This is a genomic window from Varibaculum massiliense (genome assembly GCF_900106855.1).
In the GTDB taxonomy this organism is placed as follows: Bacteria; Actinomycetota; Actinomycetes; order Actinomycetales; family Actinomycetaceae; genus Varibaculum; species Varibaculum massiliense.
This window is the reverse complement of record NZ_FNWI01000004.1, coordinates 973,472-997,240: the sequence shown is the minus strand read 5'-3', so window position 1 is coordinate 997,240 and position 23,769 is coordinate 973,472. Positions and strand designations below refer to the sequence as shown.

Genomic DNA, 23,769 nt, shown 5'->3' with positions numbered 1-23,769 from the left:
CCCGTGAAGGACAAGAAAAAACTACTATTACCAACATTATTAGGCGTTTTTGGTTTATTGCTGGGGGGTGCTGGCGCTGCCATATCCCACTGGGAGGATGCAGCAGATGCAGGCAATATCGCTATCCAATCCGGTGACCTAAGAGTCGAGATTACCGGACTACCCACGATCACCCATGACTGTGACGGGAATGTTGAAGCAGTAACGGATGGAGCCGCGTTTGTGGAGCCGGGCGAATCCTACAAGGTGTCCTACCCGGTGAGGATCAGTGCGGAAGGAAAAAACATTGCCGTACAAATATCAGGCAGTAGCGAGATCACCGATAAGGCAGGCAAGAAGATAGATGTAGTACACGGCAGCACCGAAGGATTGCTAACTAAATCGGTGAAAGCCGAGGGAACCAAAGATGCCACTTTAGGCGGGTTGCTAGCGGGGCAAGCACCTCCTGCGAAAGTCCTAGAAGATGCCAAGATTACCGGAAAGCAGGTGCGTGACAATGGGTAAACACGCGAAAACTAGCTCTATTAGACGGCGAGGAATACTTGCTTTAGGCATGGGGCTGGCCTTGTCGTTTTCGTCTGTGTCCTCAGCTATGGCGCTATGGAGCGACAGCGACAGTGCGCCCGGCCTCACCGTTAAAACTGAGGCATTTAACGTTATGGGGATCAAAGCTAATGGGGAGGAAAAATCCATATTCTCTAAAGCTGACGTAGACAGCAGGGAATGTAACGCGGTTGCTATCCCTATGGATTCTTACAGTGCTTCGGGTAAGCCCTTCAAAGTTGCCTTGGATATAGCACCGAAACTACCAGGCTATGAATACAGCGTCAGTGCAGTAGATGATCCTTCCAAATGTTCCTGCGATGCTGCGAGCGGGAAGATTGAAGATATTTCTTCCACCGCTAAATATGCGTGTGTGGTAGCTAAAACATCCGGTGCTAACAAGGAAAAACAAGTAGGGGAGTACGAAAACATTGGTCAAGTTACGGGTGTAAACGTGTACGGGCAAAAGGTCGAGGATAAGGACACCTGGAACGCCAAATTAACCGAGAAGTACCGTGACGAGCAGCCGATCAGCGCGAAGGTAAATCTTTACCGTGAGGCGGTGAGGTGCAAGTGAAAATCCTAAAGAAACTTTGCGGTACGCTCGGCACGCTAGGGATTATCGGGATTATAGCGGTAAACGCTTACCCGATCCTGGTGGGCGGTAAGTTGTACCAGATCAAAACCGGATCAATGGAACCAACCATTCCGGCAGGATCATATGTGTTGGTTAGGCCGGTTACCGATCCTCAAGTTGGGGAAGTCATCCTGATTGACGCGCCAGGATACCAGGTACCGATAGTACACCGAATAGTAGCGATAGGCGCTGGTGGTAAAACTTTGACCACCAGAGGCGATGCCAACGAAGTAGATGATGCATCCATTGACCAATCTCAAGTAATGGGCATAGTGACCGGCATTTTTAAACAAAACGGTGTTTATCACCGCCCCTATCAGATCGGGGTGGGTATTTGCGCCCTGGCACTTATCTGGTTATCGCTAACCAAGACTTCACCGAAAGGCAGGAAAGATGCTTAGCGCAATCATATTATCGGCAGCCCTGGCGGCAGGAGGCTGCGGCGGTGCCGATTACGACATTTCGTTCACCGAGGACGGGGTGCAAAGCTCCACCGCTGACTTTGTGAAGGAAGGAGATGGCTACGTGGCCGAACTGCCGATCTTGGAAGGTGGCACCATAGCACCGAGTATAAACGAGAAAAAAACGTTTAAGGTGTGCAACCACACGAAGAAACAGATCCGGCTCAAATCCAGCCAATGGTCAATCCTTAAAGGCGGAACGGATGACTTTTTCAAAGATTTAACGGTAAATGGTATCCCGGTAAAAGATATGACCACTCCACTGCCACTTCAAGGTATTGACGGAGCAGAACTGAAAGTAGATGAAGCCGCGAATACGGTACTAGATTACAACTTCGATTTTGAAGCCACCAGTGGAAATAGGGTTAATGCGGGGTGGCAAAAAGCGGTAGTAAAGATAAGGGTTGAAGCAGAATATCCAGACCCTCCCAAAACCGAAACCCCGCCCGCGCCTGCCACGGTGGTGGCATCCCCTGACAAACCAAGCATTTCTACACCCTTAGCGGTTACCGGTGCCGGGATTATGGCCGCTATCGGTATTAGTGCAGCCGGTATTGCTGGTGGTATCGGGATTAGGAGGCATCGTGAGTAAAACATTAGCGGGAATAGCTGGCTTAGGAATGATTCTATTATCCCCGATCTGTTACACGCTTAACCTGCCCCTTGTGAGCGTGCTGTTAGCAATCACAGGGTGGGCAGTGTTAATAGTTCTTGCCAGCAAAATCGAGGTGAACCAGTGATCAAAATACTTCTCGCGTTCCTAGCGACAGCCTGCCTGCTTGCTTGCCCAGTATTACTAATACTGGATCAGTTATATGTATCCGCTGGTCTTGGGGTTACCGGGATAGCGATTGCGACATGGCTGCTGATTAGCACAGGAGAAAAGAAACATGAATAAAAGCGTTTTGAAAAAACTGGCTGTTATGATTCCGCTGCTAGGCGTAGCCGTTACCGGCCTAATGGGGATTAGCTCCCCAGCTAGGGCGGAAGATAAACCAGAAGTCTGCGAATTTAACTGCGGCATTGGCGGGAAAAGTAACTTTTCGTTAAACGATGCGCAAGTAACTGGCGGAAAAAAAGTGCCTGGGGATATTCCTGGCACCACCTATACATATAGCCCTGATGGGAAGTTTAGGCTTGTCCAGGGAAAACGTATGTATGTGGAATACGTAGATAAAGCCGCGATCACCGATTACAGTGGCCAGGCTCAAAACATTCCCGGCAGCATCACTTTGAGATGGCCAAAAGCCGCTTACGAAGCCAAAACCGGGGAACTATTGGATGTGGAGATAACGCTTAGTGATATAGCGCTTCGGGTAGCCGACTACACAAACGAACGCACCAATGAGTATGAACTTAGATATATGATTGATAACTCCCCGCTGGTGTTTATGCACAACAATGCATGTGGCGGGCATGATGACCAGGAATGTAATTCATTTGATAGCGACATCGAGAAAAAACTCAACCCCCATTTCAGCGGTTTGGTTGCTAACACTACTTCGCCCCCATATGACCTAGTGGATTCTACCAACCGTATAACGTATAAGTTTATTAAGCAGGACGGTAAAGAAAGCGACCAGGAAGGCACTACCGCTATCGGTGATTTTACAAAGCCGGGAATGATAGGTAGCCCCGGCCAGTGGACTGCCAACTGGAAACAAGTAGATCCTATGCAACCTCACGTTAAAGTGCTTTCTAAAGGTAACTGCTTACGGCGAAATACATCCGAATTCCCGTGGGAAAAGCCGGGCTTGCAGTTTGGTGAGGAAAGCCCTTGTAAACAGGCTTGGTCAAAACAACCCGATCCTAGTGGTTACGGTGCAGAATTCGCTGAGATGACTATGAAGTCGGGGCTAACTATTGAACTGGCCAACAAGGACAAAACTGTAATCAGCGTTGGTAGTTCTGCTTGCGAAAGACCTGATATGCCTGGGGAACTGCGGATAAGCAAATACGGTAACGGTAAAACCTCTGGCTTGCCTATCGCGCCCGGCTCCGAAGTGGAATTTACTTACAAGGTTAAGAACATTGGCGCAAGCCCGGTGTGGGATATTAAGGTTACCGACTCCAAGGGCGTGAAAGTTACCTGCCCGAAAACATTCCTTGGCGCTGATGAGTCCATGACGTGTACCGGTACAGGCATCGTTAAGTAGCTGTATCTCGTGGGAGTGGGTAAAAGTCTTAATACTTAGACAAACCACGCCCGACAGTTAGTGTGAGCGAGGTCATAATGCTTGGTGGTATCAGGGTGTCATAGTGACACCCTGATATTCGGGCGCGAGTGTGATAGGTCACAGGGGCTTTAGTGGGATGGTTTCCACGATTTTCCCGCCACCTAGCCGTGGGTGCGCGGCCGGGGCGGGTGAGTGATTTGGCGCAGGTGGCGTACCAGTGGGCTGCGGGTTTCCTTCTTGAGGGATGATTGCCGGCCAGGTTCCTGCCTTCGTGGTTATGGTGCAAGGTATGGGGCTATCCCAGGCTTTGGCTTTGGTTTGTATCTCGGCTATCGCGTCTTTAAGTGTTGCGTGGCTTTTGGTGATGCCTCGAAGATTTGTAGTGTAGGTGCCTTCTGGCTGGATTTGAATATCTGCCGGATGCTGGTTTTCGCTTTCCATCAGTTTTCCTTCCTTTAGGTATGATTCTTCCCGCTTTTATATAGGTGGTGTGCCGGGCGGTCTTTATATAGGTGTGGAGGAAGGGTTTTTAGGGCTGCCAGCGGAGATTGCGTTCGCGGTAGAGCCACCAGCGCCTAGCCCGGTGCTTTCTGAGAGTGTTCAGGATGAGCCGGGCAGATTTTTGCTGCCCGATCCGGCAAACTCGGCGCAGGTCGGCCCCTCCCGTTTTGAAACGGTGAGCGCGCCAGGCGTGGTCTTAGCATCGCACGGCGGGTCACGATCTTCTTCTCTTGGGCATTGGCTTGGCCTGCCGGTACTGAATCCGGGCGTGTTCCCCTCGTGTGCATGGCCGGTAATAGGGCTGGTGGCGTGTACTGCTTCGGCTTACGGCCTAGAACAAGCATCAAAGGCCGCTCAAGTGTGGTCATCTGGGCGGGGCGGCGCGGTTAGTGAGTTGTTTCTGGTTGCCACCTGCGCGATTCCCGGCAGGATTTCAAGGGAAGTGAAAGCGCTTTTCAAGCTGGTTGGGGGCGCTTTTAGTGAAGCGTTTCTTGTGCCATTTTCTGAGGAATGTTATTCGGTGGCCTCCGTGGAGGGGCTGGCTGCTCCGAAACAAGTTTTGAAAGTCAAACATTTGATTGAAAGGAAAAATAAATGATTATCGACACTATCAACGCGGTATCTCACTTGGTTGGGATTGTAGGTGCGGCTGCACCGGATGTTCCGGCGGTTAATCCTCCGGGCTGGGATAAATTCCTAACAATGGGCGGCTGGGTTAAGTCCATTGTTACCTTGCTTGCGGTTATCGGGTTCTTAATTGCGGGCGCAATGTTGGCGTTACAGGACGAAAATCGTTCTGCCGGTGCTACCAAGCGGCTGGGTCTTGCTATGGGTGCTTGCGTGATTATTGGTGTGGCCACGCAAATAGTTTCCGCGCTCATGTAAAGGGGGCGCGTTGTGGGTAGAAGAAGCAGGAGGCTTGACTCAGGCCGTAAAACCTGGCCGGGATGGGGCTTTGGTTTGGCCGCGCTGTTGCTGGCGGCGGTCGCGGTAGTTGCGTGGAGCTATTTACCAGGATTGTTTGAGTCGAAGGATAACATTGGGCAGGCCGAGATAATTGCCCGGGGGGATTCGCCCTGCAACATGGGTGCCTCTGATAGAGAGAACTTAGATTCTGGTAGCGGCATTGATTGGCGGCCAGTGAGTTCTGGTACTGATATTGGGTATGTGAAAAATGTCGGCCCCGGCCTGGTTACTAAGGCGGGTGCCCCGCGCTGTTTTGAACATTCCCGTGCCGGCATGGCTTTGGCGGCGATGAACATTTGGCAGGCGTGGGATACGTCTGCTCGCCCTGATGTGGTTAAGTTTTCTGTGTCTGGCCCGAACTTGGCGCAAGCCCGCCAGATAACTGCCGATTTTGATAAAGCCGATCTAGATAATCTCGCGGTACGTGGGGGGAGCAAGGTATTTGCTTACCGCGTGACCGGTTACGGCAAGGTTAATGGTGAGGTTGAACTAGTTTCCGATACCCCGATAGGCACGAGTGTATGGGTAAAAATGCCGATGGAATTTACTGGCGGAGATTGGCATTGGCGCATGGTTTTCGGCAGTGCCAATATGAAGGTTTTAGATCAGCTCGACTTGGATGATTCCTGGCGGTATGTGCGGGTGGGTGATGAATAATGTGTAAAGCCCGCCGGGTTGTTTTAGTATTTTTAGCTGTTTTTCTTGCGTTGGCCTGCTTATTTACTGCTCCGGTTGCTCAGGCTGACCCGTCTAATGATAGGGAACAGCAGTTGGAGGCTATTAAAGCCCCGGTGCAAGATCTTGTCAAAAAGACAAATGCTTCGCTTGGGAAGGGACTTTCTGCTACGACAAATGCTACGACAAATGCTGTGACAGGTGCAGTGGCTAAGGCTGCAAACAGTCCGAGTTTGTCACCATCTGAGATTATGAAGTCAGCGATAACGGACGCGCTAACTGATGGGTTCGGGCAGTTAGCGAGTTCTGCTTTTGAAGGGGTTATAGGGTTTATTACTAAGCCACTTTCTTGGCTTTTAGCGATGTTAGGGAAAATGTGGATCGAGTTTACCCCGATCCTGCCCGATTCAGCGATGGGCGCGAAAATCACTAATAAAACTTCCACCTCATTTGGCGCGTTAGCAGGGCTGTTAATGGTGTGTTCGTTAATGATTGGTGCGGCACGGATAGTGATTACGCAGCGCGGTGAGCCGTTGCGTGATATTGCGCGTGGCCTGTTCACGTTCGCGCTAATGTCCTCGGGCTGGCTTTCGGCGTGCATTTTAGGTTTGGCTGGTACGGATGCGTTGGCTAAATGGATTGCTGGCCCGGTAAAGCCTGACGGTCTGGCTAAAATGGTGGGGTATTTAGCTGCTGGGGCTGGCCCGGCGGCTGGCCCGGCAGCTTTTGGGCTTATGTCGTTTATTCTAGTTATTTTCGTGCTAATAATTTCGCTAATTTTGATGTTCCAGTTGGCGCTGCGCGGCGGTATTCTACTCATTTTGGCCGGTATGGGGCCGATCGCGGCCTCGTTCGCGTCCACTAAGCTCGGTTGGGAATGGTGCCAAAAGATAGTGGCATGGACGGTCGCGTTCATGCTGTTTAAGCCAGTTGGTGCCCTTATTTGGTCAGCCGCGCTGATGCTTTGTAACACGCCGCTTAAAGATGTTAATGACGTAAATTCAGTTACGGCGTTTGCCTTGACTCCCCTAGCTTTATTGCTTGGGTGCGTGTTTGCAATGCCAGCCCTTATGAAACTGGTAATGCCAGCAACCGCCAGTGCCCTTGGATCCTCGGATTCTTCGGCAGGTGGTATGGCTGCTGGAATGTTCGGTGCCACCCTGGCGGGCGGAGCGACTATCGCTCAGTTCAAGATGATGTCAAAGATGCTTGGCACGTCTGGTTCATCTTCTGCCAGCGGTGCCAGCGATACTGGCGGCTCTGGCTCTGGCTCTGGTGGCGGCGGTTCTGCGGGCGCAACCAGTGAGGGCACAGGGAGTGGCGGCAGTTCATCTTCTGCCAGCGGTGCTGGTAATGCTGGCGCTGCCAGCGAGGCTGGCGCGGCTGGTGCGGCCGGGGGTGGCGCGGCTGCCGGTGGAGCCAGTGCCGGTGCTACGGCAGGGGCTGCGGCTGGCCCGGTAGGAATAGTTGCCGGTGCGGCCGTAGGTGCTGCGGCTGATGGCGCTAAGAAGGCTGCGTCCATGACCGCTGATGCTGCTCGCTCTAGTGCTGAGGGGGCGGTGGAATATAAGTGAGTGAGGTTCGCAAGGTTCCTGGTTATGGGAACTGGCGTAAGCCCGCTTCGGCCGGTGTATGGAAATTTTCCGCGTTTACTACTTATTCGTTCGTAGTGTTATTCGCGGTAAGTATGCTGATTATTTTATTTACCAACTCGCTTCGCTATGGCGGCTCCCTGCTAGCGGCAGGGGCTTGCGCGCTAGGGGTGTTCTCGATTCGTGGCCGGTCTGGCAGGTCTGTTGGTGATGTTTTAGGAGATAGGATGAGCTTTTTTCGATCCCGCAAGGCGGGTACAGATAAATATGTTTCAGGGCTGCTAAATGTGGCTTCTCGGGGGTCTTATCGCCTGCCAGGGATTCTTGCTGCGACCGCGCTGTATGAGGCGCGCGATGCCTATGGGCGATTATTTGCGGTTTTACACCACCAGCAGACCGGGTACTACTCGGTAGTGTTGGAGGTTTCCCCTGATGGTATGGCACTGGTGGATCGGGATGTGATTGATAACTGGGTAGCACAGTGGGGTCAGTTTTTGGCTGAACTCGGGCACCAAGTGGGCTTGGTGCAGGCTCAGGCGTGTATAGAAACTGCACCAGATTCCGGATTCGGTCTGCGCGCTGAAATCGAGGGTAATATGGCGCGAGATGCGCACCCGTTAGCTAAAGCAATGCTTGATGAGGTAGCGGATTCTTACCCGGTGGGCGCAGCTAGGATCGGTGGATACGTGACTTTAACCTATGCCGGTCAGGCGCGTTCAACCTCGAAGGCGCGCGGGGTTAAAGATATGTGTCACGAACTGTCAAGCCAGCTACCAGGGCTTACTTCGATGCTTTCCGGGGCGGGCGCGGGTAATGTGCGCCCGTTGGACGGGGCGGGGCTGGCCGCGCTGGTGCGGGTAGCATATGACCCTGATTCGCAGGACGTGTTTTCGCGTGCTGCCTATGAGTCAGGCAAGGCACCAAAGATTAGGTGGAAAGATGCTGGCCCCGGTGCGTCAAAAGCATATTGGGATCGGTATCGCCATGAGGGTGCAACCTCGATTACGTGGGCAATGTGTGATGCCCCCAGGGGTGTGGTTAGATCGGATGTTCTCAGCTCCCTGCTTGAGCCTTCTTCCCAGATTCGCCGCAAAAGGGTCACGCTGGTTTATCGCCCTATCCCGGCAGGAAAAACTGCCACTGTGGTGGACAAGGATTACCGGAATGCGGCGAAACGTTTGCAGGGTAACAAGAAAGAGGTTGCGCGTCTTTCGTTAGAGGCCGCGAACGCGGCTCAAACTGCCTCGGAAGAAGCCAGCGGTGCCGGACTGGAAGAATTCGGGTTGTTTGTGACTGCTACGGGTTCTTGGGATTGTTCGGTAGATGATGTAGCGGCGGTGGTTGATAATCTCGCCTCTGCGGCCAGGATCAGGCTTAGGCGTTGTTGGGGGTTGCAGGATTCAGGGTTTGCGGCCTGTCTGCCCTTGGGGATTGTGCCGAGTGAGTATTCCCTTCTTCCTGCGGTAATGGAGGGATAACGTTGGCACGCAAGAAACGGCGGGTTAAAGCCTTGGATAAGTGGGGTGCCCCGGCAGCAAGATTTTCTGGACGTATGATGCGGGTTCCACAATTGCCGGTTTGGCGTGGAACTTCCGTGCAGGTTTGCGGGTTGTATCCGTTCTGTTCGGGTACGTCTGCCCCGATGATCGGGGTGCCGTTGGGGCTTAATTTACGTACCGTATCGACTGTGTGTTGCGACCCGATCTCATGGTTTGAGCGCGCGAGCCTTATTTCTAACCCGTCCGTGTTTTGCCTGGCTAATCCGGGTACGGGTAAATCAACTTTGATTCGCCGGATGGCGCTTGGGTTGGCCGGGCAGGGCACGGTGCCGCTGGTTTTGGGTGATACTAAACCGGACTATGTGGACTTGGTGGCTGCCTTAGATGGGCAGGTTGTGTCTGTGGGTGCCGGTAAAGACCTGATTAACCCGCTCGATACGGGCGGGGCTATGCAGGCGGCACGCCGTATTGGTGGCCAGGAAGGGGAGTTGCTGGCCGGTGAGGCGCGCTCTAGGCAGGTGCAGATGGTGTGCGCACTTATTGAGTTGGTGCGCCGTGGCGGTATCGGGGATCGTGATGAGTCGATCCTGTCTGAGGCGCTGCGCGTTTTTGATGAGAATAATCCTGGGAAGGTTCCAGTTATTGCGGACGTGTTAGAGGTTATTCGCGCTATGCCACCGGCTTTGGATGATGTAGCACTTTCTAGGGGTGATCGTAGCCGTTATGAGGAAGCTACGGAGGCTTTAGAAGCCTCACTTACAGCGCTTACCGTGGGTAGGTGGGGTCAAGTGTTTGGGCAGGCTACCACGACCGCGATGCGTCTGGATCGCCCGGTGGTTTTCGATGTTTCCGACTTGGATCGCGCCGCTCAGGATATTCAAGGCGCGGTACTGCTGACTTGTTGGTCTTATGGTTTTGCGCAAGTAAACGTGGCGCAAGCGTTAGCGAACGCGGGTCTTGCCCCGCGCCGCCATTATTTCATCGTGATGGATGAGCTTTGGCGTATTCTTCGCGCGGGCGTGGGCATGGTTAATCGGATTGATGAACTAACCCGGCTTAACCGTGCGCGCGGGGTAGGGCAGGCAATGATTACTCACACCCTTAACGATCTTGAGGCTTTACCTAATCCGGAGGATGTGGCCAAGGCTAAAGGGTTCGTTGCCCGCTCAGGGATGGTGCTGTGCGGGGGGTTGAGTGCGGAAGAAACTGAGAAAGTAGCGAAGGTGATTCCGCTTTCTAGCCAGGAAAAAGCGATGCTAGTTTCCTGGCAATCCCCGCCGTCTTGGCAGATAACAGCGGGTGAAAAGCAGGCTCCACCCGGTCAAGGAAAATTCTTAATTAAGGTGGCTGAGCGGCCTGGTATCCCTATCAAGGTGCAGCTAACTAACCGTGAACTGGCACTTAGTGACACTAATAAGTTGTGGGCTAACCGGCATGAGGCGGGTAGTGGTGAATAAAAGCACTACGGGGGCGCGTGGCACGTCCACTTTTTGGCACGAGTGGGGAGTTATCACTGCTATTGGTGGCGGGTTCGCCCTGGCTGTGCTGGTTTGGGCAGGCTATGAGCTAGGCGGGCTATTTTCTGGTTCTCGTATGGGCGGGTTTCGGCCAGTCCAGTTATTGATTGAAACACTATTAGGTAAACGGATATGGACTCACGCTCAGATCGGGTGTACCGCAGCCCTGTTTGCGGTGACGTTTGTCCTGATAGTCGGGTTATTTGCCTTGCGTAAAGTTCTACGCGGTAAGCGGGAACTGGTTGATGATATGGCGCGAGTGATGGCTCCGCGCGGGGTAGGCAGGGCAAGTCTGGCCAATACCCGTAAATCCTCGAAAGCGTTAGGCGTGGCCGCGCCGGGGATGCTTATTGGCCGCGCCGTTGGCGCGGGAAGTGGTGTTTATGCAGGGTTCGAGGATGTCATGATTGATATTTGGGGTCCTCGGCGTGGGAAAACTACCGCGCGGGCAGTACCGCTTATTTGTGATGCCCCCGGTGTGATAGTTGCTACCTCAAACAAGCGTGACCTGGTAGATATTTGCCGTAGGTATCGGGCGCGCCGCGATGAGGTGTGGGTGTTTGATCCGCAAGGTGTTGTGGGTGAAGCCACCTCGTGGTATTGGGATCCGCTTACATTTGTGACGGATGCGGTGAAGGCTAAGGAGTTGGCAGAAATTTTCGCGTCTGCTACCCGGTCTGCTGACGCACGGGTCGATCCTCACTTTGATCCTGCCGGGCAGGATTTGCTGGCTGGCCTATTTTTAGCGGCAGCTAGGGGAGGGTTCCCGATCTCCCAGGTGTGGTCGTGGCTGCAAAACCCGAACGATCTATCCCCAGTATCGGTGCTAAAAGAGTCTGAGTATTCAGGTGATGGTGCATTGGGTGAGCTAGTAGCGGGTATGTATGCGGTCAATCCGAAACAGCGTGATGGATATATACAGACTGCGCGCGGGTTTTGTACTGTCATGCTAAATGCTGCCGCTATGGCCTGGGTTACCCCGAGTCCGGGTGCCCGCCGGTTTGACGTGGCCGAGTTTGTGTCTACCTGGCATAAAGAGGGCGCGGCTAACCGGCAGGGAGGAAAAGAGAATCGGCAAAGCCTGTTCATGATTTCTAAGGAAGGTGAGGGCACGGCAGGCCCGCTGGTTACTGCGCTAACAGTGGCGGTGGCACAAGCGGCCGAACGCGAAGCGGAACGGCAAGCGAGAGGAAGGCTGGCGGTGCCGATGATGCTGGTACTCGATGAGGCGGCAAACGTCTGTAAGTGGTCGCGGCTACCCGATATGTATTCCCACTATGGTTCACGCGGCATTATCGTGGACACGATTTTGCAGTCCTATTCCCAAGGCGAAGCGGTGTGGGGTAAAGAGGGTATGCGAAAACTTTGGTCTGCCGCCACGATCAAGGTTTATGGGGGCGGGGTATCGGAAACCGAGTTCCTTAAAGCAGTATCAGACCTGGTGGGTGAGTATTGGACAACCCACGTATCTACTTCCTATGGGAAGGGTATGGGGGTTTCTACTTCACGGCAGGTATCGCGCGAACAGATTTTACCCGTAGCTGATCTAGCGGCACTTCCTACGGGTAGGGCTGTGGTTATGGGGGCGGGTATGCGGCCGGTGCTGATTAACCCGGTTCCTTATTGGAGGCGCGACTATGTTCCTGCCCTGCCCGGTTTAGAGGAAATGAAAACTATTCATTTACTTAGCGCTGAACAGGTAGAGGACTGGACACCGCCACCTAATCCTGACCAGGTAGATACGCAAGTGTTTGCATTTGATACCAAACAATTTAGACAAGGAGATTACTGATGCAAGAAAGTGATGAAACCTGGGGTGAAGTGCTGCGCACTGTCCATTCTGGCCAGCAAAGGGTTGGGCAGGTGGCCGCTAGGGTAAGCGATATTGCTAGAGAAACTATCATTATGCGGCAGTATGCGTCCTGGGCACCTGGCAATTTTGAGAAAATGATTACTCAATCCGGCGGTGATAGCGTCCGGTTAGCCAATCTTATTGACGGGGTTTCCGATAGTGAACTTGAAGCTCTCATTGCCGAAGCCAACGCGCTAGAGGCACAGGCAGATCGGTTAAAAGATTCGGGCGTGGATCGCGGCGAGGTGGCAGATTCCCTTGATCGGCAGGCACGGGAAGTCATAGCTAATGAGGATGCAAGGGATATTGAAGCCGATTCGGAGCTAATAGATGATCTTCAAGCCGATTCCCGCCATGCTCGCACTGATAGCTTGGAGGCGGCCTCATCTAGTGAGGTGGTGTATGGGTCTAGTGAGCATAAGCGCGAGGTTGCTAATGGTTTGCAATCTAGCGGTGCTAGTAAAACTGAGGCGGCGAGTATTGCCGATCAACACGCGGCTTTCGGTAAACCTATTGCTGGGCGCAGCCCTGATCCGAAACAGGTCAAGGGTAAACAAGTACGGCGCGTGCGGGTAAGGCAGGCTCGCCGTCAGCGCGCTACCTCAATGAGTAAATAGTGTGCAGGGTTTGCCACTCAATCTTTATAGAGATGCAAGACCCATTAAGGGTGCAGTTTCCATAAATGATTGAGTGGTGAATTTTAATGGATGATTACTGGCGTGACCGGATGCATCTTAAAATCCTTCGAGAAAACCCGATGACGGGGGTGAGAACATTTGCTATCCACCCCAATGATTGGCCATTGGTGGAGAAGTTTTATCATGATCGCGGCTTGAACCCGGCAGATCATATTCGTAACCACCGGGTAAATAGCGCAGGCCAACACACCTTTAGAGGCGGGCTGGGCTATGACGTTATAGATGCGGATTTGCTGGGCGGTACCGGTGATGGGCGGCTACACCGGGAGTTTGAACGCAATACCGGCAGGTACGTGAATTATTCGGATCGGCCGTGGCCGCGCAATTACGGTCAAGAATCGGCCGTGCCTGGCGGGGTTTCTGAGGGTGAAAAAGCCCGGTTGCGTGACATGAATAAAGCCCTTGGTACTGCCCGTAGCGCAAAGCCCGCCAGTAAAGGCGCGGCCACATCCACTGCTCATACCGCTAACAGCGCGGTAAAGCCCGCTGTGCGGCGGGCACCTAGCGCTGCCCCTGGCCTGGCATAGGCAGGTGCAGATAATGAATGATGATGTTGAGGTGGTAGTCTATACAAAACCGGACTGTATGCAGTGTAAATCGACTACTAGGTGGCTGGAAAAAAACAATATCCCGTATAGAAGTAAGTATGCTCCGCACTGGGTAGATCAGCTAAAGGCACAGGGATTTTCTTCCGTACCAGTGGTGATGGTAAACAGGGGTGGTGACCAGATCAAGGCATGGAGCGGATACCGGCCTGACCAGTTAAAATCTGTTCCACCCTTGTTTAAGCCTAGCGATAATGACGCGGTACTGACCGAATCGTATTGGACGGGAGGTGTACCCCGTTATCGCATCTGGAAGGACAATCAGGGCAGGGTACACAACTCGGACGGTGCAGCGTATCAACAATTCTTAGAAAACGGGCAGTTGTTTCAAGAACAGCACGTAAATCATGGCAGAGTCCTGGACGAACGGGTGTTTTATGACGAGAATAACTGGCGGGAAGAATCATATGCTTATCACCGTGATGGCACGTTGAAAGAAGTTCGGCGTACCAAGAACGGGGTACTCGATGGCGGGCGGTGTGTGGAGCGCTACGACAAGCAAGGTAAAGCGATCTATATAGAGTCGTGGAGCGAAGGCAAAATGACCTATTCGGGTGCGCCTCCCGTGCGTAAGAATAAGCCACCCAACCCGGTACGTCCACGCGCGCTACCGCAGCCAGGCATGGCCATGTAAGAAAATAAGCGTGTACCCCCAGGGAATACCTGGGGGTACACGCTTAACCATTTGTATTGAGGTTTTAACGCGGTTATATGCCGCGTTGGTGTCTGGATAGCTGGTAGGGTTTTTGTCCTCTCACACGCGAGTCTGGCCGTTTTTCTACGGGTAGTAGGGTGCGTGCTTTCTTGGTGGCTTGCATGATGTCGTGCCAGGCGGCTCCTTCCATGAGCGGCGTGGTTTCGGCGAAAAGGATCGGCCCGGTTTTATATCCGGCCTTTTTTCCGGCCTGTTCTAGGTCGGGGTTTTGGTCAAGCCGGGCGGTATCGAACGCGACTTTGAGGGTGCGTAGGCGGGAGGCGAGTTTTTCTGCTTCGTTGTCGGGAGGGTTGGCGGCAATGGTGAGGTTTAAGTTTTTTCCTCGCTGATTCGGGGTGAACAGGCTTAGGGGTACTACCGGAATTATTGGTCTGGGATCGGGGTTGCCAGGAATATCGGCAATGCTGGTATTGCTGGCATTGCCAGTATTGCCTGCTTCGCTGTTTGGTGGTGTGAGGGTGGCTACCCTGGCGTTTTCTATTCTGCGTAGTGCAGCTTTGCCCCAAAGCGGCCTGGGGTCATCTTCAAGGCCGGATAGGATTTGTCGGATTGCATATATGGTGCGGGAATAAATATCTGCGGCCAGGATTTGGTCACCGCCAGCCCATCGGGCAGGCGGTGGTGGCGGGGGTGGAGCCTGCGGGTCACGTATGTGTTTGCACAGGGCGTAGGTGGCGGCTTGTGCCACAATTTCACCGCTGCCGTCATGGTTGATTTGTAGGTTATCGGGTTGGTCAATGATGTGACAGGTCGCGTGGATCAGTGGCGGGGTGAGTGGGGTTTCGGGTAGTTCTATTGAGTGTTGATTCTCGCTTAGGCGGCCACCTCCCGGTGCTGTGCTGGTGCGGGTTACTGATAGTGCGCGGCGTGCTAGTAGGGCGTGCAGGCGGTCTTGGAGTGCGGGCGCGGCTATCGGTGTGGGTAGGGCTTCTTTGCGGATTTTGCGGCCATAGGTTTGGGAATAGGTGTAGATTTGGCAGGTTTGTTCTTGGCCTTCTAGGTCAAGGAATGTAAGAGTTAGTGGTTTGGCGGTTTTTTTGATGGCTCTGCCTCTCCCCCCTGCTGTGAGGTAGTTCCAGCCAGCTCTAGTAAGTGCTAATTCTCCTATGGCTATGTTTGGATCAGTTTTAGCTAACTCGGTTTGCCAGGCCGCGATTTGGTAGGCGTTGGCAGGGGAGTAATGGTAAAAGCGCGGCATGGAGTTTAATAGCCGTGCCCAGGTTACTTGGTCATCTAGGGTGGCGAGATTACGCCAGATTGGTTCACTCATTTTCGGGTTCTTCCAACGGGGTTGCGAGTTGGTTTTCAAGGACGCTGATTCGGCTTAAAGCACCTTCGAGTTCGGCTTTAAGTTGGTCTACGGTTTCGGCTAAAGATCCGATTAGCAGGTTCATATCATTCATGGCTGTTTTCCTTTACTGTTGTTTGTTTTCTTCGCTTTGGAACGCGAGTGCGTCTATGGCGGGGGTGAGGGGGAATTCTTCGGCTTGGTAGGCTACGGCATCACTGTGCCCTCCTACGCAATGTCTAAAGCATCCGCCGGGTTGGGTGAGTGCATCCATCTCGTAGTCGAAGAATTGTAGCCATTGCGCCATTTCGGAATAAGAGTCGGAGGTGAACGCGAATTCATACCATGCCCACAGGAAGGTTATTCGCGTGTACGCTTCGGGGTGGCACCACCACTGTGGGCACCATTGCCTAGAGGTGTCATCGCGTAGGTTCCGATCCCAGTTGTATCGGATATAGCGTTCAGTAAAATCTGCCGCGTTTTCAAAAATTGTTTCCATCAGTTTCCTTCCTTAGATTTCAAGATCATGAGAGGTGCCGCGTGGCTTTGGTGTTACCTGCCCGGTGCTTGCCGGGCGCGGCGCAGCGGGTGTGGGAATGTTGGTGAAGGTTGCCCAGTTGTGGCCAGCCTTGTTTGTGCGGGTTAGTTGGCCAACTTTCACCTGGTCTTTTTCGCCATCGTTTCGGGTTACAGTAACGACTTGTCCAGGGGTTAGGTTCTTTCCTTTGATTAGCCATGTGTCCTTGCCTTTCGTGTAAATAATTCTGCCAGCGTCTATTGCTTTATCTAGCTCGCTTTGCGGCACTAAGTCCGCTATCGGGCGGGCAGTTAAGGGCGCGCCTGCTTCTGGCGGGTTGGCTTGTAGTTCCGTTAAGGTTTGACGGATCACTTCGTGGATTTGGTTTGCGGCACGGTATTGTTCTTGTAGCTGTTTTTGTGCCCGTAGATGCCCGGCCATGATGATTGAGGCGGCCAGTATCCGGTTGGTGTTAGATCGGGTGAGTCTGGCCGATATTAGTAGGGTGCGTGCAAGCATTTTTGATTCACGCATTACTTGGGTTGGGTTTTGCCTTCGCGCGGTTTCTCCTGCCCGGTATAGGGTAAGGGCTGCTTGCCATAGTTTTCCGGGCTGGTCTTTCTCGATTCTCATGCTCATAGCGGCTAGAACTGAGCCTGCTTCTCGCGCGCGTGTAGCCCATGCCGGTGAGGTGGGCGCTGTGCGAGAAAATGCACGAATACGCCGGGCATAGTCGGGCATAACTTTTGATAGCGGGGGTGGCGCACCAAAAGAGATTGCGTAGCCTTTTTCCCACTGCAACCGTGCGGCTTCGAGGTTGCTGGTTTTTTCCCATCCTTGGTCTTGCCGCAGCGCGGGTAGGGTGAGGTGTCGAGAGAGTTTCCCTGCCGCGTACCAGGGGCACTCGGGATCGCCTTTTATTTTTACTGCATACCCGGTAGCGTTACCGTCTTTTCCAAAACGCGGGTTTATATCTAGCCCGCTTATTCGTAGTAGTGCTGCAAACTCTGCTTCATTGTTTGCTGCTAGTGCGGCAGAGGCTACGATGCGTTGCAGATAACGTGATTCTTTAACGGTTCGCCCGCGTACTTTGCGGCGTTTTTCTTCTGCTTGTTTCCAGTCGCGGTGGGAGTATCCGGCTCGCTCAGTTTCGATTGGTTTTAGACCGAACTCGTCCTCGATCTTTCTTTTGGCTTTTATTGAGCGGCGTTTCCAGTTCGAGTCCGGGATCATTTGCCCGTTAGCCATTACGGTGGATACCGCAAAATGAATGTGAGGACTTCCCCCGGCAGATTTACCGTGTGCGATAGCGATTACAGGTGCATAGTTCCCGTCTGGTTCTTGCCAACCCATGAGGGTGGAGTAGCGGTCTACTATTTTTGCCCAGGTTTCATCACTTGGCGGGGTTTCGTCCGGGTCAAGGGATATTACCCCGTGATACAGGTTTAGCTTATCCCTACTGTTATTTTTTGCCCCTTTCCGATTGGATTTGAATGTGCGGGTTGATCCGTACTCTTTGAGATAGGTTTCAAAATCGGTAGCTAGACTTTTAGCATCTTTTTTTGTGATCGGCACCGCCGCATCGGCAGGGGATGCTTGGTTGTTATAGATAACTCGCTGATCTATGTGTTCGTTGTGTTTTCCTTCCCCTGCCAGGTACTCAAACAGGCTGGTTGCATCCCTGGCAGGAATGAGCTTTATTATCATGGCAAAAGCTCCCTAAGCGCGTCTACTACTTCGGCGCAGCGCTGGCGTTGCGTATTGATTACTTGAGTGAACTGAATAGCGGTAGCAGGAAAGTTCTCGTTCGCGTTTGCCCAGTGCGCTAACTGGTTTAGATTAGTTGCCATTCCGGCAAGGGTGCGCTGCTGGATTCTCAACTGCGTTACCGCCTCCGCTAGTCCTTCAACGTCAATCGTTTGTAAGATTTCTGGATCGGTGGCCGTTCTCTTAACAATCCATGCAGCAATACTCATACCGGCTCGCTGAGCCGCGCTAGTAATTTTTTCATAATCACTTTCAGTTACCTTCGCTTTAACTACCCGCGTGTAGCTGCCGCGCGCGTTGGGTTGTCTACGGCTCATAGGACAGCCTTGCTCTTATCTTCTTCCATGCCTATATAAAGAAGCCCCGGCAAACTCTCCACCGCCCAGTAGATCGGTGCCTCGAACTAGAAAAGTTAGCGGCAAAGTTTAAGAAAAAGTTCGCGTACTTGTACCGGAAATTTTCCTGAAAAATTTCAAAAACTTTTCCATAAAAGTTTGCGAATGTGTACCGCAAAATTTCCCGGCACAAGCCCAGTACAAAACCATGTAACAAGCCATGTAACAAAGAGTTTCCCAGCGAAGCGCACTTTAGGACGTAAGTCCTACAAGGTTCCTATGGGTACATGGGAACACATCTTGCGTCCGGCAACGCCGGAGGCGAATTTCCAAAATATGACGCAGGTCACGTTATGAGAAGATTCTAAGGACGTGATTTGCATACAGATTTTGTACCGGAACAATTTCGGGTACGTGTACCAGAAATTTTCCCGTAATTTTTTTGAAACTTTTCTGTAAAAGTTTGCGAACGTGTACCAGAAATTTTTTGAAACTTTTTCGGAAAACTTTTCGGTTACTCGGAAGGTTGTATCGGAATTTTATTCCGTACTTTTTGGGTTGGGGCGCGGGCTCGGCGCGGTTAAAAGTTTTACAGGTACCGCCTGCGCTGCGTTGTGGGTGGCTTTACTACCCGGCTTGTGGTGCCCGGTAGTAAAGCCGCGCGGTTTTCTGGCTATCTTTACCGCAGTAATGGGGAAGGGATCAGGTATTTATTTTTTCCCCGCTCGGTGGCACCTTCGAATCTAACTCTGGCAGGTGTTTTTTATCGCCGGTATGTACCAGTTCTGGTGATGTGCAGCTACCGGAAAGTTTTTTGTGACTGGCTGCCGTTTTTTTATTGACCACGCTATTTATATTGGGTGAGAGTTGAGGTATGGCAAGGAAAACTTTTACTGCAACTGAGTTAGCTCAAACTACCAGGGCTTTGAAAGAAGCAGAAGTCGCGCTAGTGGAGGCTAGTAATCGGTACTTGCGAATCTGGAAATCTTTTCCAGGTGCGGTGCGTCTACTAACCCCGCTGGGGTTTATTAAGCCACCCTATACGCGCGAGCTTGAACCGACAGGAATTGCAGTAACTGTGGCCACTGAATATGGCCAGGCGAATCAGGAAAATAATAGCGATGATTAAGGGAGAAGTTTCAATGAGTAATCGTAAGAGCATTAGCGGCGCAGTAGGTAAAGGATGCGCAGGAGTATTTGCAGCGGCGCTATGCTGCGTAGGTGGGGCGTTACCTGCTTTCGCGGCAGATACTACCCCGGCACCCGATCCGGTACCAACAGTTAAACCAAACCCTACCCCGGCACCCGATCCGGTAGTGCCTGCAAAACCGGATCCAAAACCTACTCCGAAACCGGATCCAAAACCAGAACCTAAACCGGATCCAAAACCAGAACCTAAACCGGCAGATACTACCCCCAATGTTTCGCCGGCAGCTCCCGGCAATAGTGGAACTAAGACCGCTCCGGCACCCGCGAAAAATCCGGTTACCAATCCTAACTATGTAACCCCGCGCGGTAGTGGCGGGTTTAGTCAAACTCAAAGCGTTTCTGGTCAAGGCGAGTTAGCTAAAACTGGTGCGCTTGCGATGACTGGCGGGCTTTGCGCACTGGTACTCGTTGCCGGTGGCGGTGGCACAATTTTAGTGCGGAAACTTCGCGGGAACACTCCGGAAAAATTAACCTCAACACCTGGGGTGGGCAGCGATAACTAAACCGTTAAATACAGTTCCTCCCTTACTGCATTTAACGCTATATCCCCTCCCCTAAAGTTCCGGTCTTGTACCGGGCAGGGGAGGGGAAAATATAGGCTTATCGGTCGGCACCTAGACCGATAAGGTTTTACCGACTATGTTCGGTAAAACTCATGGAATAGAGGGAATACAATAAGCGGGCGCGATCTTGTCCTGTGATCGCGCCCGCCTTCCCTATATGAGATATGTTTTTTCGGGTCTAACTTTCTTTGTGCGGCGGGTTTTCCGGGTCTTTAAGTTCGACTTCAATAAACCGGATCCGTTTTTCAAAATGTACCCGCTTTTGCCCGTCCTTATCCCGATATTCTGAACGGGTAATGTAAAGCCTTCCGGTAATGGAAACATAATCGCCCTTTTTCAAGTTCAAGGCTTCGATCTGTTCAGCTTTTTCTGCCCACGCCTCGGCAACTAGCCAGATTTGCTCACCAATGTAACGGTTTTTATCCCCGATCTTGGTTCCCGGCCTTATCGGGGTATCGTTTACCAGCAGGTTAATAATCTTTGTTCCATCCGACTTATACCGCACTTCCGGGTCTTTAGCCAGGAAAGATAGCGATTGAATTTTCGGGCCATATTTACTCATTTTCTTTTCTCCTTTGAGTACATAATTATTCTTGGTCACTTCTATTAAGATTTACCGGCAACACTAGCTGCCGGGTGGTTGCCAGGGCAGGAAGTGTTGCGCCTGCCCCGGCCTTGCTAGATTTCTTAGCGGTCTACCCAGTAGGTGTCATAGCTGCATTTGCTTAGGCCGTAACGTTTTAGATAAGTGTTTAACCGGCGGTCAAACGCTTTGAAGGTGGCCTCGATTAGTTGTTTATAGGTTTCTAGTTCTTCGCGTGTCATCGCGCTATCAGCGCTTTTAAGAACAAGTTGTGTGTGCGGGTGCAATAACTGATCTTTAGCGAAGCAGCGAACCTCATAGAAACGGGAACCAGTACCCCAGGCGTTGAATAAGAAGAAGTAAGCGGTGCCAGATAACGCTGCCTCAATATTCGCAAGTTCTTTATAGTAGCCTGCACGCTTTAAATTTTTGCGTTTGAAGTATTCGCGATCCCGGCTCGCTTTACTTGCTAGCTCTACTTTTTCTTGGAAGTCGGATCCGTTTTCTCCGAACCAAAAACTTTTCTCTATTTGTGGCTTGTCAGTGGTGATTATTTTTCCATCGCCAGTGACCATGTAGCCAACTGCGGATTTTCCTCGATATTCCCCGCCGGGTAGGGCAGTTAGTTTTTCCCGGTCTGCCCGGCTGATCTTGGTTACTAGCTTGATCCGATTAGTTGCAGAAGCAATTGTCATAGTCATTTTCTTTCCCCTTTTTTTCTAGTGTTTTTATGCCGCGTGTGACCACGGGTTGTGGCTGCGCTGTTCGATTGCGTATGTGGCTAGTTCTGCTAGATGCTCTCCTTCATCCCAGATAGCATCGCTTATGTCAGCGTTGAGGAAGTCTTGGTATTTGCTTGCTCCCCATGATCCGGCAATAGTTGCTAAGGCTTGGCAGCGGTGGCAGGTGATGTAAATGTTCGGCCCGCCGATAGCTACCGCGAAGCTGAAACCGTTGAATTGTCCTTGCTGGTTGAAAGTGAACTCCATATCCCAGCAGTCATTGAGATATTCTGATAATGCCTCCGGGCTATCCTGCTTTACCAGGCGTTCTAGTTCGCTAATAAATTCGTCTACTCGCTGTCTTAATAACGCGCTATCCCTATCCATGATGACTCCTTTAGCTTTTCGGTTAGTGGGTTAGTTTTTTGGAAGATTGATTACGGGTTGTTCTCCGCACTCTTGGCACTCTTGGTACTGGTCGAGAGGTAATCCGCAGTAGTAACAAGTACCGTGGCTAGGGCGGTAAATACGTGTGATCCGCCTGCGTAGCCCGCGTGCTTTCGCCGCGCTTGACCAACCACTAATATCTGCACCACATCCGCAGTCGCACTTTTGCATTTTGGACTCCTTTAGCTAGGACTTTGACTTTGTTTTTGCCTCACCGGGCACTGCGTAGCAGTGAACGAGAGCGAAGTCTTGTCAATCCGTAGGACTTAGGGGAGGAAATGTGGGGAAGGTCAGGGCGCGTAGCGCGGTGACCTTGCGCATATTTACGTACCGGTGGCCGCGCTTTGCGCGGCTTGACTAGGCGTAGCGAACGTTATAATTGGGTTCCCGGTGAGGAAAAAATATCGGGTCAGGTGGGGTTCTAAGGCGCGTCAGCGGCGTGAATCCTGCCCAGTAGCGCCCGTTTAGGGCGGCCATTGTGCTGCGTGGCTGTTCCCCTCGCAGCATCCCGCGTAGCGGGTTTTCCTGCCCCGTTAGGGGTGGTATGTTTTGGGGTTTTAAGTGGCAGGCCAGATCGTACCGCTAAGGGCTGCCCTTCATTTAGTAAGCTCAGCTCGTCAATGTCAGCATCGTGAGAAACCGTGAGCTTTTTTCGTGAGAAACCGTGAGCTTTTTTCGTGAGAAACCGTGAGCTTTTTTCGTGAGAAACCGTGAGCTTTTTTCGTGAGAAACCGTGAGCTTTTTTCGAAGGCAGGTGGGCGATTGTGCTGCGTGGGTTTCCGCGCCGAAAAGATAGCGTTATTTCAGCTAGCCGGCGGCGGGAGGTATATTGATAAAAAGTTACCTAAGCATGGTTAATGCTTGGCAATACGGTTTACGGCCGTAACATTTTACTTTAGAAACAGCTTAGGTACTTTGATAAATGTTTTATAAAGAGTAGCTTTGGTGACTGGTTTCAGTCACTTGGTCACTTGCCCAGGATTTCAGATAAACGAATTTTTACGGCTTCATCGGCGCTGAGGGATTGTTCCGCTACCTGGCGCACGATGTCGCGGGTTCTAGGATCAGTTACCGGCATATCGGCAAGATTCATAGCAACGTCAGCAAATGCTATCGCCGCTTCTGCTGGGGTCGGGGCGTTGGCCACCTCGGCGTATGGTGTGAGCTGATCTTCGGGGCGGTATTCAGGTTTGGTTTCGCTGTCTTGTGGACGCATATTTTAGTGCCTAGATTTCTAGTGAGGGCGGTTTTCTTCTTAGCCGACTACCGGGCGGTGTTAATGGTCGTGCAGGTGTGCGGGTTTTGATAGGGGTTAGGGTTTTGGTGAACATGGCTTCTAGTTCGCTAAAATCGCTTTGTTCTTTAGCAATCATGCAGGCGTGATCGTTTTCCTGACTGCTTATTTTTTCCCACGATATTTCATATCCTGCTTGCCGTAGGATGTTCGTCCACATGATCCGGCTGGTACGTCCGTTCCCTTCTCGAAACGGGTGTATATAGTTATAGTTGTCGTAATGATAGGCAAGACGCTTCGGGATGTCTTGCGGTTCCATGTGGTTAAAATGCTGATCCTTACATAACTCTTGGTGTGCCCAGGAGGTAGCGTCATAAATTCTGGCGCAGGGCAGGAACATATGGCCGTGTGCGCCTTGTTTCCAGATTTCAACGGTTCGTATTTGTCCTGCCCATTCGTAGATGTCTTGAAACAGGAAGTTATGGATTTTTTGTAGATCAGTGAGAGTTCCCTGCAATGGCGGGCAGCCGCGTTCTTCTAACTGTGCTGCTCTAATGGAAGATAATTCTGATTCAGCTTTGGTTAGCTCCGGCCAGGTGTCAATGCCGCGAAGGTTTTTTAATATCCCCGTTTCCGGGTCGATATATGGATCGGTAAGACTCATCC

At 52.0% G+C, this 23,769-nt stretch carries 32 protein-coding genes; 19 read left to right on the top strand and 13 right to left on the bottom strand.

Features of this window, described 5'->3' with window-relative positions; translation table 11 throughout:
- Window positions 1–3 precede the first annotated feature (3 nt).
- From BQ5456_RS04510 to BQ5456_RS04490, 7 genes are read left to right on the top strand one after another with little or no spacing between them, the layout of a single operon-like run.
- Complete coding sequence (locus tag BQ5456_RS04510; RefSeq protein WP_071128953.1) at window positions 4–504, top strand: hypothetical protein; 501 nt, start codon at window positions 4–6, stop codon at window positions 502–504.
- On the top strand, window positions 497–1,120 hold the full coding sequence (locus BQ5456_RS04505; protein WP_143037028.1) for a hypothetical protein: 624 nt from the start codon (window positions 497–499) through the stop codon (window positions 1,118–1,120). The genes BQ5456_RS04510 and BQ5456_RS04505 overlap by 8 nt, the downstream gene beginning before the upstream one ends.
- Entirely contained in the window at window positions 1,111–1,581 is a 471-nt protein-coding gene (locus tag BQ5456_RS04500) for a signal peptidase I (protein ID WP_071128951.1), read from the top strand. Before BQ5456_RS04505 ends, BQ5456_RS04500 begins: the two co-directional genes overlap by 10 nt.
- Window positions 1,574–2,233 (top strand): hypothetical protein, encoded by a 660-nt coding sequence (locus BQ5456_RS04495; RefSeq protein ID WP_071128950.1) that lies wholly within the window; start codon window positions 1,574–1,576, stop codon window positions 2,231–2,233. The genes BQ5456_RS04500 and BQ5456_RS04495 overlap by 8 nt, the downstream gene beginning before the upstream one ends.
- Complete coding sequence (locus BQ5456_RS10410; protein ID WP_159428759.1) at window positions 2,226–2,381, top strand: hypothetical protein; 156 nt, start codon at window positions 2,226–2,228, stop codon at window positions 2,379–2,381. Before BQ5456_RS04495 ends, BQ5456_RS10410 begins: the two co-directional genes overlap by 8 nt.
- Window positions 2,378–2,539, top strand: a complete 162-nt coding sequence (locus BQ5456_RS10405; RefSeq protein WP_159428758.1) for a hypothetical protein — start codon at window positions 2,378–2,380, stop codon at window positions 2,537–2,539. Before BQ5456_RS10410 ends, BQ5456_RS10405 begins: the two co-directional genes overlap by 4 nt.
- A complete protein-coding gene (locus tag BQ5456_RS04490; RefSeq protein ID WP_071128949.1) occupies window positions 2,532–3,797 on the top strand; it encodes a hypothetical protein in 1,266 nt (421 codons plus the stop codon). The genes BQ5456_RS10405 and BQ5456_RS04490 overlap by 8 nt, the downstream gene beginning before the upstream one ends.
- Window positions 3,798–3,935: 138 nt before the next feature.
- Here BQ5456_RS04490 and BQ5456_RS04485 read toward each other — a convergent pair whose 3' ends face one another.
- Window positions 3,936–4,259 (bottom strand): hypothetical protein, encoded by a 324-nt coding sequence (locus BQ5456_RS04485; RefSeq protein ID WP_071128948.1) that lies wholly within the window; start codon window positions 4,257–4,259, stop codon window positions 3,936–3,938.
- A gap of 49 nt (window positions 4,260–4,308) precedes the next feature.
- Between BQ5456_RS04485 and BQ5456_RS04480 the strand changes: the two genes are divergently transcribed.
- The 10 genes from BQ5456_RS04480 to BQ5456_RS04435 all read left to right on the top strand — a co-directional run bounded on the left by BQ5456_RS04480 (window position 4,309) and on the right by BQ5456_RS04435 (window position 14,357).
- Window positions 4,309–4,917, top strand: coding sequence for a hypothetical protein (locus BQ5456_RS04480; protein ID WP_143037027.1), 609 nt, complete (start codon window positions 4,309–4,311; stop codon window positions 4,915–4,917).
- Entirely contained in the window at window positions 4,914–5,204 is a 291-nt protein-coding gene (locus tag BQ5456_RS04475; RefSeq protein WP_071128946.1) for a hypothetical protein, read from the top strand. The genes BQ5456_RS04480 and BQ5456_RS04475 overlap by 4 nt, the downstream gene beginning before the upstream one ends.
- Window positions 5,205–5,216: 12 nt before the next feature.
- Window positions 5,217–5,942 carry a DUF8175 domain-containg protein gene (locus BQ5456_RS04470; RefSeq protein WP_143037026.1) on the top strand — a complete coding sequence of 242 codons (726 nt, stop codon included), beginning with the start codon at window positions 5,217–5,219 and terminating at the stop codon, window positions 5,940–5,942.
- Window positions 5,943–6,193: 251 nt separating this feature from the next.
- On the top strand, window positions 6,194–7,534 hold the full coding sequence (locus BQ5456_RS10400) for a hypothetical protein (RefSeq protein ID WP_159428757.1): 1,341 nt from the start codon (window positions 6,194–6,196) through the stop codon (window positions 7,532–7,534).
- Window positions 7,531–9,030 (top strand): SCO6880 family protein, encoded by a 1,500-nt coding sequence (locus BQ5456_RS04460; protein ID WP_071128943.1) that lies wholly within the window; start codon window positions 7,531–7,533, stop codon window positions 9,028–9,030. Before BQ5456_RS10400 ends, BQ5456_RS04460 begins: the two co-directional genes overlap by 4 nt.
- A gap of 2 nt (window positions 9,031–9,032) precedes the next feature.
- A complete protein-coding gene (locus BQ5456_RS04455) occupies window positions 9,033–10,508 on the top strand; it encodes an ATP/GTP-binding protein (protein ID WP_143037023.1) in 1,476 nt (491 codons plus the stop codon).
- Entirely contained in the window at window positions 10,501–12,360 is a 1,860-nt protein-coding gene (locus BQ5456_RS04450) for a type IV secretory system conjugative DNA transfer family protein (protein WP_071128942.1), read from the top strand. Before BQ5456_RS04455 ends, BQ5456_RS04450 begins: the two co-directional genes overlap by 8 nt.
- A complete protein-coding gene (locus tag BQ5456_RS04445) occupies window positions 12,360–13,037 on the top strand; it encodes a hypothetical protein (protein ID WP_071128941.1) in 678 nt (225 codons plus the stop codon). Before BQ5456_RS04450 ends, BQ5456_RS04445 begins: the two co-directional genes overlap by 1 nt.
- Before the next feature lie 86 nt (window positions 13,038–13,123).
- A complete protein-coding gene (locus BQ5456_RS04440) occupies window positions 13,124–13,645 on the top strand; it encodes a hypothetical protein (protein WP_071128940.1) in 522 nt (173 codons plus the stop codon).
- A 13-nt stretch (window positions 13,646–13,658) separates the two neighbouring features.
- Complete coding sequence (locus BQ5456_RS04435) at window positions 13,659–14,357, top strand: glutaredoxin domain-containing protein (RefSeq protein ID WP_071128939.1); 699 nt, start codon at window positions 13,659–13,661, stop codon at window positions 14,355–14,357.
- A gap of 73 nt (window positions 14,358–14,430) precedes the next feature.
- Here the strand turns inward: BQ5456_RS04435 and BQ5456_RS04430 are convergent, their stop codons facing one another.
- The 6 genes from BQ5456_RS04430 to BQ5456_RS10480 all read right to left on the bottom strand — a co-directional run bounded on the left by BQ5456_RS04430 (window position 14,431) and on the right by BQ5456_RS10480 (window position 19,191).
- Window positions 14,431–15,708 carry a hypothetical protein gene (locus BQ5456_RS04430; protein WP_071128938.1) on the bottom strand — a complete coding sequence of 426 codons (1,278 nt, stop codon included), beginning with the start codon at window positions 15,706–15,708 and terminating at the stop codon, window positions 14,431–14,433.
- Entirely contained in the window at window positions 15,701–15,841 is a 141-nt protein-coding gene (locus BQ5456_RS10395; protein WP_159428756.1) for a hypothetical protein, read from the bottom strand. Before BQ5456_RS10395 ends, BQ5456_RS04430 begins: the two co-directional genes overlap by 8 nt.
- Before the next feature lie 12 nt (window positions 15,842–15,853).
- Window positions 15,854–16,225 carry a DUF4913 domain-containing protein gene (locus BQ5456_RS04425; protein ID WP_071128937.1) on the bottom strand — a complete coding sequence of 124 codons (372 nt, stop codon included), beginning with the start codon at window positions 16,223–16,225 and terminating at the stop codon, window positions 15,854–15,856.
- A 12-nt stretch (window positions 16,226–16,237) separates the two neighbouring features.
- Window positions 16,238–17,950, bottom strand: a complete 1,713-nt coding sequence (locus tag BQ5456_RS04420; protein ID WP_071128936.1) for a relaxase/mobilization nuclease domain-containing protein — start codon at window positions 17,948–17,950, stop codon at window positions 16,238–16,240.
- Window positions 17,947–18,327 carry a plasmid mobilization protein gene (locus BQ5456_RS04415; RefSeq protein WP_071128935.1) on the bottom strand — a complete coding sequence of 127 codons (381 nt, stop codon included), beginning with the start codon at window positions 18,325–18,327 and terminating at the stop codon, window positions 17,947–17,949. Before BQ5456_RS04415 ends, BQ5456_RS04420 begins: the two co-directional genes overlap by 4 nt.
- A 720-nt stretch (window positions 18,328–19,047) precedes the next feature.
- The gene (locus BQ5456_RS10480) at window positions 19,048–19,191 is read right to left on the bottom strand and encodes a hypothetical protein (RefSeq protein WP_205407852.1); all 144 of its coding nucleotides are present in this window, start codon (window positions 19,189–19,191) and stop codon (window positions 19,048–19,050) included.
- A gap of 28 nt (window positions 19,192–19,219) precedes the next feature.
- Here BQ5456_RS10480 and BQ5456_RS10390 point away from each other — a divergent pair, with 28 nt between their 5' ends.
- The gene (locus BQ5456_RS10390; RefSeq protein WP_071128933.1) at window positions 19,220–19,474 is read left to right on the top strand and encodes a hypothetical protein; all 255 of its coding nucleotides are present in this window, start codon (window positions 19,220–19,222) and stop codon (window positions 19,472–19,474) included.
- 13 nt (window positions 19,475–19,487) lie between these two features.
- Complete coding sequence (locus tag BQ5456_RS10385) at window positions 19,488–20,057, top strand: hypothetical protein (protein ID WP_159428755.1); 570 nt, start codon at window positions 19,488–19,490, stop codon at window positions 20,055–20,057.
- Between the two features lie 238 nt (window positions 20,058–20,295).
- Here the strand turns inward: BQ5456_RS10385 and BQ5456_RS04395 are convergent, their stop codons facing one another.
- The 6 genes from BQ5456_RS04395 to BQ5456_RS04375 all read right to left on the bottom strand — a co-directional run bounded on the left by BQ5456_RS04395 (window position 20,296) and on the right by BQ5456_RS04375 (window position 23,767).
- A complete protein-coding gene (locus BQ5456_RS04395) occupies window positions 20,296–20,679 on the bottom strand; it encodes a single-stranded DNA-binding protein (RefSeq protein WP_071128931.1) in 384 nt (127 codons plus the stop codon).
- Window positions 20,680–20,804: 125 nt separating this feature from the next.
- The gene (locus BQ5456_RS04390) at window positions 20,805–21,401 is read right to left on the bottom strand and encodes a hypothetical protein (RefSeq protein ID WP_143037021.1); all 597 of its coding nucleotides are present in this window, start codon (window positions 21,399–21,401) and stop codon (window positions 20,805–20,807) included.
- A 27-nt stretch (window positions 21,402–21,428) separates the two neighbouring features.
- Window positions 21,429–21,809 carry a hypothetical protein gene (locus tag BQ5456_RS04385; protein ID WP_071128929.1) on the bottom strand — a complete coding sequence of 127 codons (381 nt, stop codon included), beginning with the start codon at window positions 21,807–21,809 and terminating at the stop codon, window positions 21,429–21,431.
- A gap of 50 nt (window positions 21,810–21,859) precedes the next feature.
- Entirely contained in the window at window positions 21,860–22,018 is a 159-nt protein-coding gene (locus tag BQ5456_RS10380) for a hypothetical protein (RefSeq protein ID WP_159428754.1), read from the bottom strand.
- Window positions 22,019–22,836: 818 nt separating this feature from the next.
- Window positions 22,837–23,085: a hypothetical protein gene (locus BQ5456_RS04380; RefSeq protein ID WP_071128928.1), complete on the bottom strand. Its 249-nt coding sequence runs from the start codon at window positions 23,083–23,085 to the stop codon at window positions 22,837–22,839.
- 10 nt (window positions 23,086–23,095) lie between these two features.
- Window positions 23,096–23,767, bottom strand: a complete 672-nt coding sequence (locus BQ5456_RS04375; protein ID WP_071128927.1) for a Fic/DOC family protein — start codon at window positions 23,765–23,767, stop codon at window positions 23,096–23,098.
- Window positions 23,768–23,769: the final 2 nt, after the last annotated feature.